Origin of the sequence: Arthrobacter sp. YD4 (genome assembly GCF_030410515.1) — a bacterium.
Classification (GTDB): Bacteria; Actinomycetota; Actinomycetes; order Actinomycetales; family Micrococcaceae; genus Arthrobacter.
The window spans coordinates 12,623-26,381 of sequence record NZ_JAUHHD010000003.1 but is presented as its reverse complement, the minus strand read 5'-3'; the positions used below and the strand labels follow the sequence as shown (position 1 = coordinate 26,381).

The 13,759-nt window shown below is 70.3% G+C and carries 14 protein-coding genes and 1 riboswitch; of the genes, 11 read left to right on the top strand and 3 right to left on the bottom strand.

The features are described from left to right. From QWJ39_RS08555 to QWJ39_RS08545, 3 genes are all read left to right on the top strand, one after another. On the top strand, positions 1-600 hold the full coding sequence (locus tag QWJ39_RS08555) for a GDSL-type esterase/lipase family protein (protein ID WP_290257353.1): 600 nt from the start codon (positions 1-3) through the stop codon (positions 598-600). 89 nt (positions 601-689) lie between these two features. Beyond that, positions 690-1,517 (top strand): DUF4097 family beta strand repeat-containing protein, encoded by an 828-nt coding sequence (locus tag QWJ39_RS08550; protein WP_290257352.1) that lies wholly within the window; start codon positions 690-692, stop codon positions 1,515-1,517. Further along, positions 1,517-2,119 (top strand): PadR family transcriptional regulator, encoded by a 603-nt coding sequence (locus QWJ39_RS08545; protein WP_290257351.1) that lies wholly within the window; start codon positions 1,517-1,519, stop codon positions 2,117-2,119. Before QWJ39_RS08550 ends, QWJ39_RS08545 begins: the two co-directional genes overlap by 1 nt. A 279-nt stretch (positions 2,120-2,398) precedes the next feature. Here the strand turns inward: QWJ39_RS08545 and rsrA are convergent, their stop codons facing one another. Next, positions 2,399-2,659, bottom strand: a complete 261-nt coding sequence (gene rsrA, locus QWJ39_RS08540) for a mycothiol system anti-sigma-R factor (protein WP_290257350.1) — start codon at positions 2,657-2,659, stop codon at positions 2,399-2,401. Then, complete coding sequence (locus QWJ39_RS08535; protein ID WP_290257866.1) at positions 2,656-3,480, bottom strand: sigma-70 family RNA polymerase sigma factor; 825 nt, start codon at positions 3,478-3,480, stop codon at positions 2,656-2,658. The genes rsrA and QWJ39_RS08535 overlap by 4 nt, the downstream gene beginning before the upstream one ends. A gap of 217 nt (positions 3,481-3,697) precedes the next feature. Here QWJ39_RS08535 and QWJ39_RS08530 point away from each other — a divergent pair, with 217 nt between their 5' ends. The 8 genes from QWJ39_RS08530 to QWJ39_RS08495 all read left to right on the top strand — a co-directional run bounded on the left by QWJ39_RS08530 (position 3,698) and on the right by QWJ39_RS08495 (position 12,267). Beyond that, positions 3,698-4,246 carry a DoxX family protein gene (locus tag QWJ39_RS08530; RefSeq protein ID WP_290257349.1) on the top strand — a complete coding sequence of 183 codons (549 nt, stop codon included), beginning with the start codon at positions 3,698-3,700 and terminating at the stop codon, positions 4,244-4,246. A 7-nt stretch (positions 4,247-4,253) separates the two neighbouring features. Beyond that, the gene (gene aroA / locus QWJ39_RS08525; RefSeq protein WP_290257348.1) at positions 4,254-5,675 is read left to right on the top strand and encodes a 3-phosphoshikimate 1-carboxyvinyltransferase; all 1,422 of its coding nucleotides are present in this window, start codon (positions 4,254-4,256) and stop codon (positions 5,673-5,675) included. Continuing rightward, entirely contained in the window at positions 5,659-6,774 is a 1,116-nt protein-coding gene (locus QWJ39_RS08520) for a ribosome small subunit-dependent GTPase A (RefSeq protein WP_290257347.1), read from the top strand. Before aroA ends, QWJ39_RS08520 begins: the two co-directional genes overlap by 17 nt. A gap of 90 nt (positions 6,775-6,864) precedes the next feature. After that, entirely contained in the window at positions 6,865-7,677 is an 813-nt protein-coding gene (hisN, locus tag QWJ39_RS08515; protein WP_290257346.1) for a histidinol-phosphatase, read from the top strand. Between the two features lie 98 nt (positions 7,678-7,775). Continuing rightward, positions 7,776-7,889, top strand: a riboswitch (SAM riboswitch). A 35-nt stretch (positions 7,890-7,924) separates the two neighbouring features. Continuing rightward, positions 7,925-9,340, top strand: coding sequence for an aminotransferase class V-fold PLP-dependent enzyme (locus tag QWJ39_RS08510; protein WP_290257345.1), 1,416 nt, complete (start codon positions 7,925-7,927; stop codon positions 9,338-9,340). A gap of 55 nt (positions 9,341-9,395) precedes the next feature. Continuing rightward, positions 9,396-10,154: a class I SAM-dependent methyltransferase gene (locus tag QWJ39_RS08505; protein ID WP_290257344.1), complete on the top strand. Its 759-nt coding sequence runs from the start codon at positions 9,396-9,398 to the stop codon at positions 10,152-10,154. Positions 10,155-10,232: 78 nt separating this feature from the next. Further along, positions 10,233-11,528 (top strand): Nramp family divalent metal transporter, encoded by a 1,296-nt coding sequence (locus tag QWJ39_RS08500; RefSeq protein ID WP_290257343.1) that lies wholly within the window; start codon positions 10,233-10,235, stop codon positions 11,526-11,528. 10 nt (positions 11,529-11,538) lie between these two features. Then, on the top strand, positions 11,539-12,267 hold the full coding sequence (locus QWJ39_RS08495; RefSeq protein WP_290257342.1) for a metal-dependent transcriptional regulator: 729 nt from the start codon (positions 11,539-11,541) through the stop codon (positions 12,265-12,267). Here QWJ39_RS08495 and QWJ39_RS08490 read toward each other — a convergent pair. Next, positions 12,254-13,717 (bottom strand): MFS transporter, encoded by a 1,464-nt coding sequence (locus QWJ39_RS08490; RefSeq protein ID WP_290257341.1) that lies wholly within the window; start codon positions 13,715-13,717, stop codon positions 12,254-12,256. The genes QWJ39_RS08495 and QWJ39_RS08490 overlap by 14 nt on opposite strands. Between the last annotated feature and the right edge of the window lie 42 nt (positions 13,718-13,759).

Below are 13,759 nucleotides of genomic sequence, written 5' to 3'. Positions count from 1 at the left end.
GTGGAAGATCGTAAGCTGCGGATCGCAGCCGTGGGAGATGAACTGCTGGCCGGCATGGGCGATCCCCGCGCCCTGGGCTGGCTGGGCCGGGTCCTGGCGCGCACGCCGCAGGACGGCCTCAGCCTCGAAAGCTACCCGCTGCCCTGCCCCCAGGAGGGCACCGAAGGCCTGGCCGAGCGCTGGCTTGAGGAAGCCGGCCGCCGCTTCTCCCCGCAGAGCGAGAACCGGCTCGTCATCGGCCTCTCCGGACGGGACATCGAATTTGGCCTCTCCACCGCCCGCAGCCGGCTCAACCTCGCCAACATCCTGGATTCGGCCTCGCAGAACAAGATCGAAGTCTTCGTGGTGGGGCCGCCGCCCACCCTCGACCCGGCCCAGAACCGCCGGCTTGGGGACCTGAACACCGCGTTCGCCGACGTCACCACCCGCCGCAAGCACCTCTACGTGGACACCTTCTCCCCGCTGCTCAACCACGACCAGTGGCGCCAGGACTTGGCCGCGAACGGCGGGACCCCGGGGCAGGCCGGTTACGGCCTGATGGCCTGGCTGGTGCTGCACCGCGGCTGGTTCCAGTGGCTGGGCATCGCCACCCCGGAATAGGACGCGATATATCTTGACCCCTGCCTTCCCTGGCGGTAGCGTGGTGCCATCTACGCGATATATCGCATCCTGCAGCCGAAGAGGAAACCATGGAAGAGAACTCATGGACCGTCACCGGTCCCCGGACCATCGACGTCGACGGCGTCCGCTCGCTCAAGCTCGGCATCGTCCGGGGCCGCTTCGACATCGTCAGTCATGACGAGGACGTGGCCCGGATCGAAGTCTCCGCGATTGACGGCGACCCGCTGGCCATCAGCCTGACCGACGGCCGGCTGGAGATCCGGCACCAGCTGCACGGACCGCAGGGCTGGTTCAAGAACCTCATGGGCACGGTCAACAACAACTCCACCAACTCGGTGGTCATCAGCATCGCCCTGCCCGCCGGCGTCGATGTCGAGGCGGGCACGGTCAGCGGCGACGGCATGGTCTCCGGGCTGACCGGCCACACCCGGCTTAACACCGTCTCCGGCTCCGTCCTGGCCGACGGCACCGAGGGCGAGCTCGGGGTCAACACGGTCAGCGGCGAGGTCATCGCCCGCAACCACCGCGGGGTCCTGACGGCCAAGAGCGTCTCCGGCGAGGTCACCGCCTCCGGCGACTTCAGCAACATCCGCGCCAACACCGTCAGCGGCGACCTCAGCTTCGACCTCTTCGGCTTCACCCAGGACTTCGGCGCCAATTCCGTCTCCGGCGACGTCACGGTCCGGCTCCCCCACGACGTCGGCGTGGACATCATCGCCAAGTCCGCCAGCGGCGCCGTCGTCATCGACAACCAGCAGTACACCCAGCCCGGTGGCAGCGTCCAAACCATCGCCGGCCCGGACGCGAAGCTGATGCTGGTGCGGACCAACTCGGTCTCCGGCAAGACCGCGCTCTTCCACCGCCAGCCGGAACCGGGCAGCGAAGCGGGCCTCTGATGCCGCCCGTCTTCGCCCACGGCGCGCTCCGGCTCTACCTGCTGGCGCTGCTCGAATCGGGTCCCAAGCATGGCTACGAGCTGATCAAGGCCCTCAGTGACCGCTTTGGCGGCACCTACTCCCCCAGCGCCGGGACGATCTATCCCCGGCTGAGCAAGCTCGAGGAAGAAGGGCTGGTGGCCACCAGCTCCGAGGGCCGGCGCACGAACTACAGCATCACCGACGCGGGCCGGGTGGAGCTGGACCGACGGCGGGACGAACTCGCCGCGGTGGAAAGTGACATCTCCGCCTCCGTCCGGCGCCTGGCCGATAAGCTGCGCGACGACATCCGGAGCAACATGCAGGGCCTGCGGGCCGATCTGGCCGCGACCGCCGAAGCCGCCCGCGGCGCGGCCCGGGCCGGCGCGGCGGCGCGCTACTCGCGGGAGGGCGACCTCCGGCTGCGCGAGGCCGAAATGCTGGTGCAGTCCTTCCGCGACGACATCCGGGTGGAACTGCGGCGGCACGCCGGGCAGGAACCGATCAGCCCGGTGACCCTGGAGACCGTCAGGACCGTCCTGGACCAGGCCCGGATCTCCATCCGGAACTCCCTGGACGGGTGACCGTACGACCCTGGCGGCAACGCCCGTCCGGTTCGCGGCGGCCCCGCCAATGTGGGAGACTTGAGGGCAGCTCTTTTGAGTACCAAAAATTAAGGAGGCCAGCTATGAGCAAGCGTGCACGTAAACGTCGTGACCGTAAGCGTGGCGGCGCGAACCACGGTAAGCGCCCCAACACCTAAGCCACGGCTTGGATAGAGAGCTTTAGGCCGAAGACCCCGGAAACCATCTGGTTCCGGGGTCTTCTGCTGTCTCGACCGGCTGTTGTTGCCGGCGGCCGGCTCAGGCGTCGGCCGGCTTGTACGAGTGGATGCGGTCGAGGATGGAGTTCTTGAGGTTCTCCGGGGCCGCCTCGGAGCAGGAGCGCTTCACCATGACCCGGATGACACACTCCAGGTCATACTGCTCGTGGCATTCCGGGCACCCGTCGAGGTGGTCCTTGATCTCTGCAATGTCGTCGTGCGTCAGGGCGCCGTCGAGATACTCGTAGATGCGCTGCATCCGGGTGTCTTCGCAGTCGCCCAGTCCCTGGCAGTCGCTCATTTCCTGTTCTCCTGATTGTTGCCTTCGGCCGCGGCGGTCTCGCCTGCAGCCCTGAATCCCCGCTCGGCCGCGTAGTCGGCCAGCATGTCCCGCAACATGCGCCGGCCGCGGTGCAGCCGTGACATGACGGTCCCGATCGGGGTGTTCATGATGTCTGAAATTTCCTTGTACGCGAAGCCTTCGACGTCGGCGAAGTACACCGCCAGCCGAAACTCCTCGGGGATGGACTGCAGCGCCCGTTTCACGTCGGAGTCGGGCAGGTGGTCCAGCGCCTCCGCCTCCGCCGACCGCAGCCCCGTGGAGGTGTGCGATTCGGCCCGGGCCAGCTGCCAGTCCTCGATGGTGTCCGAGTTCGACTGCAGCGGCTCGCGCTGACGCTTGCGGTACAAGTTGATGTACGTGTTCGTCAGGATGCGGTACAGCCAGGCCTTGAGGTTGGTTCCCGGCTTGTACTGGTGGAAGGCGGAGAAGGCTTTGGTGTAAGCCTCCTGCACCAGATCCTCGGCATCCGCGGGGTTCCGGGCCATCCGCATCGCCGCCGAATACAGCTGGTCGACGTACTGCATGGCGTCACGTTCGAAGCGGATGCGCCGCTCCTCCGTGCTCTCGACGTCGGTGTCCAGCGGCGTGCCGCTGCCGTCCACCGCGACGGTTTCGCTGGCGGCGCGCTCGGCCGCAACGTCCTCGGCGGTGGTGTCCCGGTCCGACGGGGTGGCGGCTGCATCGTTCCCGGCTGCCTGGTGCTTGGCCGCGACGGCCGGATCCATGGTGCTCATTGCCTTCAAGTCTACTGTCACCGCGGGCCTGCCACCGGTTGGGATGGTTCCCGGCGGACCCGCGAAGGCACGGGCCCAGGGGTTGGCGACGTCCGTGTCGGTCCGTTCCGTGGTCTGAACCAGAGTCAAACTTCCACCTCTCCTCGCTTATTGCGGCACTACCTGCACAACCCCCGTCGGCGGGCAAATATTCCGCAAAAGTGCAAGACTAGAACCGGTTCCCCGCAGAACACCCGCGGTTCATCCCTCCAGGAGGAAATTCATGTCGCCTGTCCGGTTCTTCGCCCGTCCCATGCTCGCCTCCAGTTTCGTGCTCGCAGGCATGGACAAACTGCGGAACGCGGATGACACGGCCACTCAGCTTTCCCCGCTGTTGAGCCGCGCGGCCGACGCGCTCCCCTTCCAGACCTCCGAGAAGACCCTGGCCCGCGTGATCGGGGGCGCACAGGTGGGCGCCGGCGCCTGTTTCGCCCTCGGCAAGTTCGCCCGCCTCTCCGCAACGGTCCTGGGTGTCATCTCCGCCCTCAACGCCTACGTCGAGTGGCGCTCCGCAGACATCTCGTCCAAGGAAGGACGCGAGAACCGGCGCAAGCAGCTGCTCAAGAACATCACCCTCACCGGCGGCGTGCTCCTGGCCTCCGTCGACACCAACGGCAAGCCGAGCCTGGCCTGGCGCGCCGAGCACCTCGCGGCCGACGCCCGCCGCTCCACCGCCCACCTTGCCGCCGATGCCCGCAAGAGCACCGGCAAGAAGCTGAAAAAGGCCGACAAGGCGGTTCGCAAGGCCGTGGACAACGCCGTCGGAGCCTAGAGCGTCAATGACTGGTACTGCCCCCGCCGCAGCTGAATCCGTGCCCGCCGGGGGCGGCCCGCACTGGCCTGCGCCCTTTGCCGGCCACCCCGTCGACGCCACCGTGACGGTCCCTGGCTCCAAGTCCCTCACCAACCGCTACCTGGTGCTCGCCGCCTTGGCCGACGGCCCGTCCCGGCTCCGCGCCCCGCTGCATTCGCGGGACTCGGCCTTGATGATCGCGGCACTGCGCCGTCTCGGGGCGACCATCACGGAGGTCCCCGGCGACGGCGCGTTCGGCCCCGACCTCGAGGTGCTGCCGGCTGCCGCCGGAGCGTCCACGGGGTCGGCCGACATCGACTGCGGCCTGGCAGGAACCGTGATGCGGTTCGTCCCGCCGCTGGCCGCCCTCCGGCAGGGCCGGACGGTGTTCGACGGCGACCCCCACGCACGGCTGCGGCCGATGGACACCATTATCGAGGCCCTCACAGGACTCGGCGTCGACGTCGCCGCACCCGACGGCGGCCCCGCGACGGCCCTCCCCTTCGCCGTCGAGGGCACAGGTCAGGTCCGGGGCGGCCACCTGGTGATCGATGCCAGCGCTTCCTCCCAGTTCGTCTCCGCCCTGCTGCTGGCCGGCGCCCGCTTCACCGAGGGACTGAACCTGGAGCACCGCAGCGCGGCCAACCCCGGCCAGCCCGTCCCAAGCCTCGACCACATCGCGATGACCGTCGCCACGCTCCGGGAGGTCGGCGTCACCGTCGACGACTCCCGCCCCAACCACTGGATCGTCTCCCCCGGCCCCATCCGCGCCTTCGACCGCAGGATCGAGCAGGACCTCTCCAACGCCGGACCGTTCCTCGCCGCGGCCCTCGCCACCCACGGAACCGTCCGCATCCCGGACTGGCCGGAAGGCACCACGCAGGTCGGCGACCTCTGGCGCGGCATCCTCGCCGCGATGGGCGCAACCGTCAGCCTCGAGGGCGGCACCCTGACCGTCACCGGCGGCCGGTCCATCAGCGGCGGCACCTTCGCCGACACCAGCGAACTCGCCCCCACGGTCGCCGCACTCTGCGCCCTGGCCGACGGCCCCTCCACCCTGACTGGCATCGCCCACCTACGCGGGCACGAAACGGACCGGCTCGCCGCCCTCGTCACCGAGATCAACCGGCTGGGCGGCGACGCGGAGGAAACCACCGACGGCCTCGTCATCCGGCCCGCCCGGCTCCACGGCGGGGTGGTCCGCAGCTACGCCGACCACCGGATGGCCACCGCCGGCGCCATCCTGGGCCTCGCCGTCCCCGGCGTCGAGGTCGAGGACATCGCCACCACGGCCAAGACCATGCCGGACTTCCCGCAGCTCTGGGCCGCCATGATGGCCCCGGCCGATGGCACCAGTTCAGACGAGGCCCGTGCAGACAAGGACGCCGCCGGTGGCCCGCAGCACTGACTCCTGGGACGAATCCGACGTCCGGATCCGCCCCAACAAGAAGGGGTCCCGGCCGCGCACCAAGGACCGGCCCAGCCACGACGACGCCGTGACCGGCCGGATCATCACGGTGGACCGCGGCCGCTACACCGCGGTCGTCGCCGAGGGCACCGATGAAGAGCGCACCGTGATCGCAGCGCGTGCCCGCGAACTGCGCCGCAATCCGGTGGTGGCCGGCGACTTCGTCTCCCTGGTCGGCAACGTCAGCGGCGAACCGGACACCCTCGCCCGGCTGGTGAAGATCCAGGACCGGCGTACCCTGCTACGCCGCAGCGCCGACGACACCGATCCGATCGAGCGGGCCGTGGTGGCCAACGCGGACCAGTTGGTGGTCGTCGTGGCCGCCGCCAACCCGGAGCCGCGCACCGGCTTCATCGACCGCGCACTGGTGGCCGCCTACGACGCCGGGATCGAGCCGCTGCTGCTGATCACCAAGGCCGACATCAAGGACCCGGCCGAGCTGCTGGCGAACTACCGCCACCTCGACCTGCCCGTCATCATCTCCAAGACCGCCGATGCCTCCGCCTCCGGCATCGACGCCCGCTCGGACGACGGCCTCTCCGCCCGGCTGGACGGCCCGGCCGTCGCCGAACTGCACGGCTACCTGGACGGCAGGGTCACCGTCATGCTCGGTCACTCCGGCGTCGGCAAGTCCACCATGGTCAACGCCCTCACGGGGGCGGAGCGGGCCACCGGCGGCGTCAACGCCGTCACGGGCCGCGGCCGCCACACCTCTTCCTCCGCCCTGGCACTGAAGGTCACGGATGCCCCGGCCGGCAGCTGGATCATCGACACCCCCGGCATCAGGTCCTTCGGGCTGGCCCACGTGGACCCGGACCGCATCCTGCGTTCCTTCCCCGACCTGGCCCCCGGCACCGAGGACTGCGAGCGCGGCTGCAAGCACGACGCCACCGCCGTCAACTGCGGCGTGGACGCGTGGGTCCAGGCCGGCCACGCGGGCCCCTCGGGCCCGGCCCGGCTGGCCTCGCTGCGCCGGCTGCTGGGCACCGACCCGCGGCAGGAGGCCCAGGAGACCAAGGAACTGGGCACCGTCTCCTGACCGTATGTCGCCTCTTCGCCCCGCGGGCGATCCGGCCGTCCGGGACGTGGCCTCCCCGGCCGGGGCGCGTTTAGACGGTAGTTTGGAAGCATGAGCCAACCCGCGTCGAGCTACAACGATGACCTGCGCCTTGCCCACGTCCTGGCGGACTCGGTCGATTCCCAGACCATGAGCCGCTTCAAGGCCCTTGACCTCAAAATCGAGACGAAGCCGGACCTGACGCCGGTCACCGACGCCGACAAGGCCGCCGAGGAGGCCATCCGCGGCCAGCTCTCCCGCTCCCGCCCCCGCGACGCCGTCCTGGGCGAGGAATTCGGCAGCTCGGGCCACGGCTCCCGCCGCTGGATCATCGACCCGATCGACGGCACCAAGAACTTCGTGCGCGGCGTCCCGGTCTGGGCTACCCTCATCGCTTTGGTGGACGAGGGCGAGCCGGTGGTCGGCGTCGTCAGCGCCCCTGCCCTCGGCAAGCGCTGGTGGGCCGCCAAGGGCGCGGGCGCCTACACTGGCCGCTCGCTGGCCGCCGCCACCCGGCTGCGGGTCTCGAACGTCTCGGCCCTCTCGGATGCCTCCCTCTCCTACTCCAGCCTGGGCGGCTGGAAGCAGCGCGGTAACCTCGACGAATTCCTGGGCCTGACCGAGGAAGTCTGGCGCACCCGCGCCTACGGCGACTTCTGGTCCTACTGCCTGGTGGCCGAGGGCGCGGTCGACATCGCCTGCGAGCCGGAGCTGAACCTCTACGACATGGCCGCCCTGGTCCCGATCGTCACCGAGGCCGGCGGCCGGTTCACCTCCCTCGAGGGTGAGGACGGCCCGTTTGGCGGCAACGCCCTGGCCACGAACTCGATCCTGCACTCCGAGGTCCTCAAGCGGCTCAACCCGAACCTCGACGACCTGCTCTAGAGCGGCGCCTTCTCTAAGGGCCGGTTCCGCGTAACACAGCGCTTCACATTGCCGCGCCCCTTTCCGGGGCGCGGCACATGTGTCCTAGGCTCGAACCAGGTCACGAGTGCCAGCGCTAAACCCCGGTTTGCTGGCCGGCAACCCTCCTTTCGCGGCGGGGTGCCCCGGGTGACGACCTGGCCGGTCCGGAGCGGACCCGGCAAGCGCGGATCCCCTGCACGCGGGGTCCTTTCTCAAGCGAGGTCCCATGTCGACTGCCATTTTTTCGTCCCCAGCATCCATCTCCACGGCTGTATCCGCCGCGCGCGCCCCGCTGGCCGCCGTGACCGGCGCCGAGATCCAGGCGCCGCTGATCCAGGGCGGCCAGGTCCGCTACGCCAATCTGGACTACGGCGCCTCGGCCCCTGCCCTGTCTGTGGTCTCCGCGTACCTCAACGAGATCCTGCCCTACTACGCCAGCGTCCACCGCGGCGCCGGCTACGCCTCCCAGCTGAGCACCTCGGTCTACGAGAACGCGCGGACCATTGTGCGGGACTTCGTCGGCGGCCGGCCCGACGACGCGGTCATCTTCACCCGGAACACCACCGATTCGCTGAACCTCCTGGCCGGGTGCCTGCCCACCGCCGGCGGCCGGCACCTGGGCGAGGTCCTGTACCTGGACATCGAACACCACGCGAACCTGCTGCCGTGGCAGGGGGTTCCGCACCGCAGCGTCGTCGCCGCGCCGACCCTCGCCGGGACGCTGGCGCGGCTCCGGGCCGAGCTGGCAACCGGCGGCATCAGCCTCCTCGCGGTCACGGGCGCGTCGAATGTCACCGGCGAGATCCTGCCCGTCCGGGAGCTGGCTGCGCTGGCGCACGAGCACGGGGCGCGGATCGTCGTCGACGCAGCGCAGCTGGCCCCGCACCGCCGCATCGACGTCGCGGCCGACGGCATCGACTACGTCGCCTTCTCGGGGCACAAGCTCTACGCGCCCTTCGGCGCGGGTGTCCTGGTGGGGCGGCCGGACTGGCTCGACGCCGGGACGCCGCATCTGGCCGGCGGCGGCGCCGTCCGCGACGCCCGGCTGGACGCCGTCAGCTGGACCACCGGACCTGCCCGGCACGAGGGCGGCTCCCCCAACGTCCTCGGCGCGGCCGCCCTGGCCCGCGCCACCCAGGCGGTCGCGGCCCTGGACGAAGCATCCTGGCACGGCCACGAGGATGCCATCCGGTCCTTCCTTGCCGACGGCCTGCGGGAGATCGACGGCGTGAGCGTGCACCACATCTTCGCGGAGACCGACCGCGGGGAGGGCCACGGCACCATCGGCGTCGTGAACTTCTCGGTCGCGGGGTACGACGCCGGTCTCGTCGCCGCGTACCTGTCCGCAGAGCACGGGATCGGTGTGCGGGACGGCAGGTTCTGCGCGCATCCGCTGCTCAAGCGGCTGGGCCTGCCCGCCGGGTCGCTGCGGGCCAGCTTCGGCCTGGGCTCCCGGCTCGAGGACGCCGAGCGGCTGCTGGCCGCGCTGCGGACGCTGCGGCGGGACGGCCTGGGCTGGGACTACGTGGTGGATGCCGGGCGCTGGGTACCGGCGAACGACACCCGCAGCTACCCGCACTGGGCGCCCAACACCCCCGGCACCGCCGGGGCGGCCCCCTGCACCCTCGACGGCCCCGAATAGCCCGTTTACGGTAGATTCGACGGGTATCTTCCCGAGCTGCCGAAGGAGAGTTCACGTGGCAGGCGGCGGCCCCAAACTGCATCAGACCCGGCGGAAGGAGCTCGGAGCGAGCTTCCAGGACGGCGGGGAACACTATGACCGGGTGCGGCCCGGCTATCCCGCCGACTCCGCCGACTGGCTCATCCCCGCCGGAGCCCGGGACGCGGCCGACGTCGGGGCGGGGACCGGTAAGTTCACCGCCCTTCTCGTGGCCCGCGGCTTGGCCACGGCCGCCGTCGACCCGTCGGCGGACATGCTGGACCAGCTGCGCGCCGCCCTCCCTGGTGTCCCGGCCACGGTGGGGACCGCCGAGCACACCGGCCTCCCGGCGTCTGCGTTCGACCTGGTGACGGTGGCGCAGGCCTGGCACTGGTGCGAGCCGCTGCAGGCCAGCACCGAGGCCGCCCGTCTCCTGCGGCCGCACGGGGTGCTCGGGCTAATCTGGAACCAGCTGGACACCTCCGTGCCGTGGGTGCACCGCCTCTCCCGGATCATGCACGCCGGGGACGTCCACAAACCCTCGTTCCGTCCACCGGTCGGGCCCGAGTTCGGCGGGCTGGAGAGCCACCTGACCCGGTGGGAGGACCCGGTGACGCCGGAGGAGATCCTGGAGCTGGCAAAGTCCCGCAGCTACTTCCTGCGGGCCGGAGAGGCCACCCGGGCCAAGGTGCTGGCCAACCTCCAGTGGTACCTCTACGAGCACCTGGGTCACGGTCCCGGCGAGACGCTGGCCCTGCCCTACCTCACCCAAAGCTGGCGCGCGGTGAAGGTCTGAGCCTATGATTTCGGTATGCCTAACTTTTTTGTTCAGGCATACGGAACTCATTTGACCCACCAGCCGCAGGAGCCTGCAATGTTGCACCTCGCCGAACAGGATCCCGCCGCCGGCGGCCGGAGCCCGGTCCGTGGCAGGAAGGGGCCCCGCCGGGCCCTGCTGGGGCTGCTGGGGCCGGCCTTCGTCGCCGCGATCGCCTATGTGGATCCCGGGAATGTGGCGGCCAACCTTACCGCGGGCGCCCAGTTCGGCTACCTGCTGGTCTGGGTGCTGGTGGTGGCCAACGTCGTCGCCGTCCTGGTTCAGTACCAGTCCGCCAAGCTGGGCATCGTCACCGGCCGCAGCCTGCCGGAACTGCTCGGGGAACGCCTGCGTCCCGGCTGGCGGCGCGCCTTCTGGGTCCAGGCCGAAATCGTCGCGGCTGCCACGGACCTGGCCGAAGTGGTCGGCGGTGCTGTGGCCCTCTACCTGCTCTTCGGACTCCCCCTCCCACTGGGCGCCGTCGTCGTCGGCGGCATCTCTATGGCGCTGCTGGCCATGCAAAGCCGGAACCGGCAGCGGCCCTTCGAACTGGTGATCATGGGCCTGCTCGCCATCATCACGGTGGGCTTCCTGGCCGGGCTGTTCATCAGCCCGCCGGACGCGTCAGGGGTCCTCTCCGGCTTGGTCCCCGGGTTCCGCGGACCGGACACCGTGCTGCTGGCCGCGAGCATGCTGGGCGCCACCGTCATGCCGCACGCCATCTACGTCCATTCGGCGCTCTCGCGCGACCGGCACCGCCCCGACCGGCACCGGCACGTTCCGCAGCACGCGGTGGAGCGGCTGGTTCGCGCCACCCGCTGGGACGTCATCGCGGCGCTGGCCGTAGCCGGCATCGTCAACATCGGCTTGCTGCTGCTGGCAGCGTCGACCCTGGGCGGGGTGGAGGGCACGGACAGCATCGAGGGCGCCCACGCCGCCATCAGCGCCAGCCTGGGACCCGTGGTGGGCGTGGTCTTCGCCGTCGGGCTGCTCGCCTCCGGGCTGGCCTCCACGTCAGTGGGCTGCTACGCCGGGGGAACCATCATGGAGGGGTTGCTGAAGATCAGGATCCCGCTGATGCTGCGCCGGCTCCTGACCCTGGTGCCCGCCGTCGTGCTGCTGGCCGTCGGCTTCGACCCGACCTGGGCGCTGGTGCTCAGCCAGGTGGTGCTGAGCTTCGGCATCCCCTTCGTGCTGGTCCCGCTGGTCGTGCTGACGAGCAGTACCCCGCTGATGGGCGGCTTCGTCGACCGGTTGCCGCTGCGGATCGCGTCGGTGGTCAGCGTGCTGCTGGTGGTGGCCCTGAACCTGGCGCTGCTGTGGTTCACGTTCACCGGTGTGGCCGGACGGTAGGCTAGGGGCTGTGAAAACCAGCCCGCCTTCTTCCTCGATCGAGGACTACGTCAAGGTCATCTACACCTTCACGGAGTGGCAGGACAAGCCGATCACCTCCACGCAGCTGGCCCAGCGCCTCGGCGTCGCGAACTCCTCGGTCTCGGAGATGGTCCGCAAGCTCAAGGAGCAGGGCCTGGTGGACCACAAGCCCTACGGAGCCGTCACCCTGACCGCGGACGGTGAGCGGCTGGCCCTGTCCATGGTCCGGCGGCACCGGCTGATCGAGACGTTCCTGGTCCAGGAGCTCGGCTACCGCTGGGACGAGGTCCACGACGAGGCGGAGACCCTGGAGCACGCGGTCTCGGACACCTTCATCGACCGGATGGCGGCCAAGCTGGGCCACCCGGTCCGCGACCCGCACGGCGATCCCATCCCCGCGGCGGACGGCTCAGTCCTGATGCCCCCGGCGGTGCGGATGAGCGAATTGCCAGCCGGCCAGGGCGGCCGCATCACGCGGATCAGCGACGAGGACCCGTACCTGCTGCGCTACCTGGCGACCGAACGCATCGAGTTGGACGCCGCCGTCGCGGTGCTGGGAAGGAAGCCATTCGGTGGACCCCTGACGGTTCGGATCGCCGGACCTGACGGCTCCCGGGAGCTCGACCTTGCCGACGGGGTCGCCGACGCTCTCTGGGTGCACCCGGAGTCGGCCGACGAGGAAGAACCCGGCAGCTCACCCGCTGCTAGTCTCCGCTAGCCCCTAGGGCTCCCCCGCCGTCGCCCGCCCCGCCGTCTGCTGCAGGCCCGGCGGACGCGTCCGCGGGCGCCTCGGCGGACTGTGGCGGATTCCGGATCCCGACGGCGGAGGCCAGCGCGCCGGCGACGAACAGCGCGGCGGTGACCAGCGACGTCGCGTGCAGTCCCGCGGTGGTGATCACCGGCCCGGTGATCAGCCCGGCGAAGGCGATCGTCACCAGCCCGGCGATGCGGGCGACGGCGTTGTTCACGGCCGAGCCGATCCCGGCCTCCTCCGGCGGAACCGCGCCGAGGATGGCCGAGGTCAGCGGCGCCACGGTGACGGCGAGCCCGATCCCGAAGACCACGACACCGGGAAGTACCTGCCACGCATAGTCCAAGGGCAGGCCGATGCCGAGCAGCAGCAGGAAGCCGGCCGCGCAGAGCAGCGGCCCGGCGGTCATGAACCAGCGGGGGCCGAACCGTCCGGAGAGAGCCCCCATCCGGGAGGAGAGCAGCAACAGGATCAGGGTGGAGGGCAACAGGGCCAGGCCGGCGGCGGTGGCTCCGAGCCCGGCCACCTGCTGGAGGTAGAGGCCCAGGACGAAGAAGCCCAGGTTCAGTGCCCCGTAGATCACCAGGGTGGCGGCGTTGCCCCAGCCGAAGTTCCGCACCGTGTAGAGCCGCAGCGGCATCATCGGCGCGCGGGTCCGGCCCTCGTGCACCAGGAATGCGGCGAGTCCGGCGATGCCCACGGCCAGCGGCAGCCACACCTGGGGCGAGCCCCAGCCCTGGCTGCCGCGTTCGATGAACGCATAGACGATCCCACCCAAGCCGACGACGGCGAGCACCGTGCCGGCGACGTCTATGCTGCTGCCGGGAGGCCGCTCCAGGTCCTGGGCCCGCAGCCGGCGCAGCGCCGGCCAGACGGCGGCGGCGGGAACGATGTTCAGGAAGAAGATCACCCGCCAGGTGAAGACATCCACGGAGATCCCGCCCAGCAGCGGGGCGGCGACGATCGCGCCGGAGGTCCACGCGGACCATTTGCCGATCGCGGCGGACTGGGCCGGGCCGCTGAAGACGGTGACGATCAGCGCCAGTGAACTGGGCACCAGCAGCGCACCGGCCACACCCTGGAGGCCGCGGAAGATGATCAGCGACTCGCCGTTCCACGCCACCCCGCACAGGATGGACGTGGCGGTGAACCCCGCCAGCCCCCACTCCAGCACCCGGACGCGGCCGAATTGGTCGGACAGGGATCCCGCCACCAGGATCAAAGCGCCGAGGGTCAGCAGGTACGCGTCCACCACCCATTGCTGGACCACCAGGCCGCCGCCGAGTTCGCGGCTGATGGCCGGCAGCGCCAGGTTCACCACGGAGCCGTCGAGGAACGCGATGAAGGAGGCCACGATCGCCACGTAGAGCACGCGCTTCTGCAGGCTTGTCATGGGTGCGGCGGGGGTGCCGGGCATGGTTCGTGCCTTCCTGATCCGGTGCCCTGAGCCTAGCACCGG

What these genes read in the sequence shown, in the direction of transcription:
- QWJ39_RS08550 (WP_290257352.1), top strand. Translation starts at nt 690, where the DNA reads ATGGAAGAGAACTCATGGACCGTCACCGGTCCCCGGACCATCGACGTC.
- QWJ39_RS08545 (WP_290257351.1), top strand. Translation starts at nt 1,517, where the DNA reads ATGCCGCCCGTCTTCGCCCACGGCGCGCTCCGGCTCTACCTGCTGGCG.
- rsrA (WP_290257350.1), bottom strand. Translation starts at nt 2,659, where the DNA reads ATGAGCGACTGCCAGGGACTGGGCGACTGCGAAGACACCCGGATGCAG.
- QWJ39_RS08530 (WP_290257349.1), top strand. Translation starts at nt 3,698, where the DNA reads ATGTCGCCTGTCCGGTTCTTCGCCCGTCCCATGCTCGCCTCCAGTTTC.
- aroA (WP_290257348.1), top strand. Translation starts at nt 4,254, where the DNA reads ATGACTGGTACTGCCCCCGCCGCAGCTGAATCCGTGCCCGCCGGGGGC.
- hisN (WP_290257346.1), top strand. Translation starts at nt 6,865, where the DNA reads ATGAGCCAACCCGCGTCGAGCTACAACGATGACCTGCGCCTTGCCCAC.
- QWJ39_RS08510 (WP_290257345.1), top strand. Translation starts at nt 7,925, where the DNA reads ATGTCGACTGCCATTTTTTCGTCCCCAGCATCCATCTCCACGGCTGTA.
- QWJ39_RS08500 (WP_290257343.1), top strand. Translation starts at nt 10,233, where the DNA reads ATGTTGCACCTCGCCGAACAGGATCCCGCCGCCGGCGGCCGGAGCCCG.
- QWJ39_RS08490 (WP_290257341.1), bottom strand. Translation starts at nt 13,717, where the DNA reads ATGCCCGGCACCCCCGCCGCACCCATGACAAGCCTGCAGAAGCGCGTG.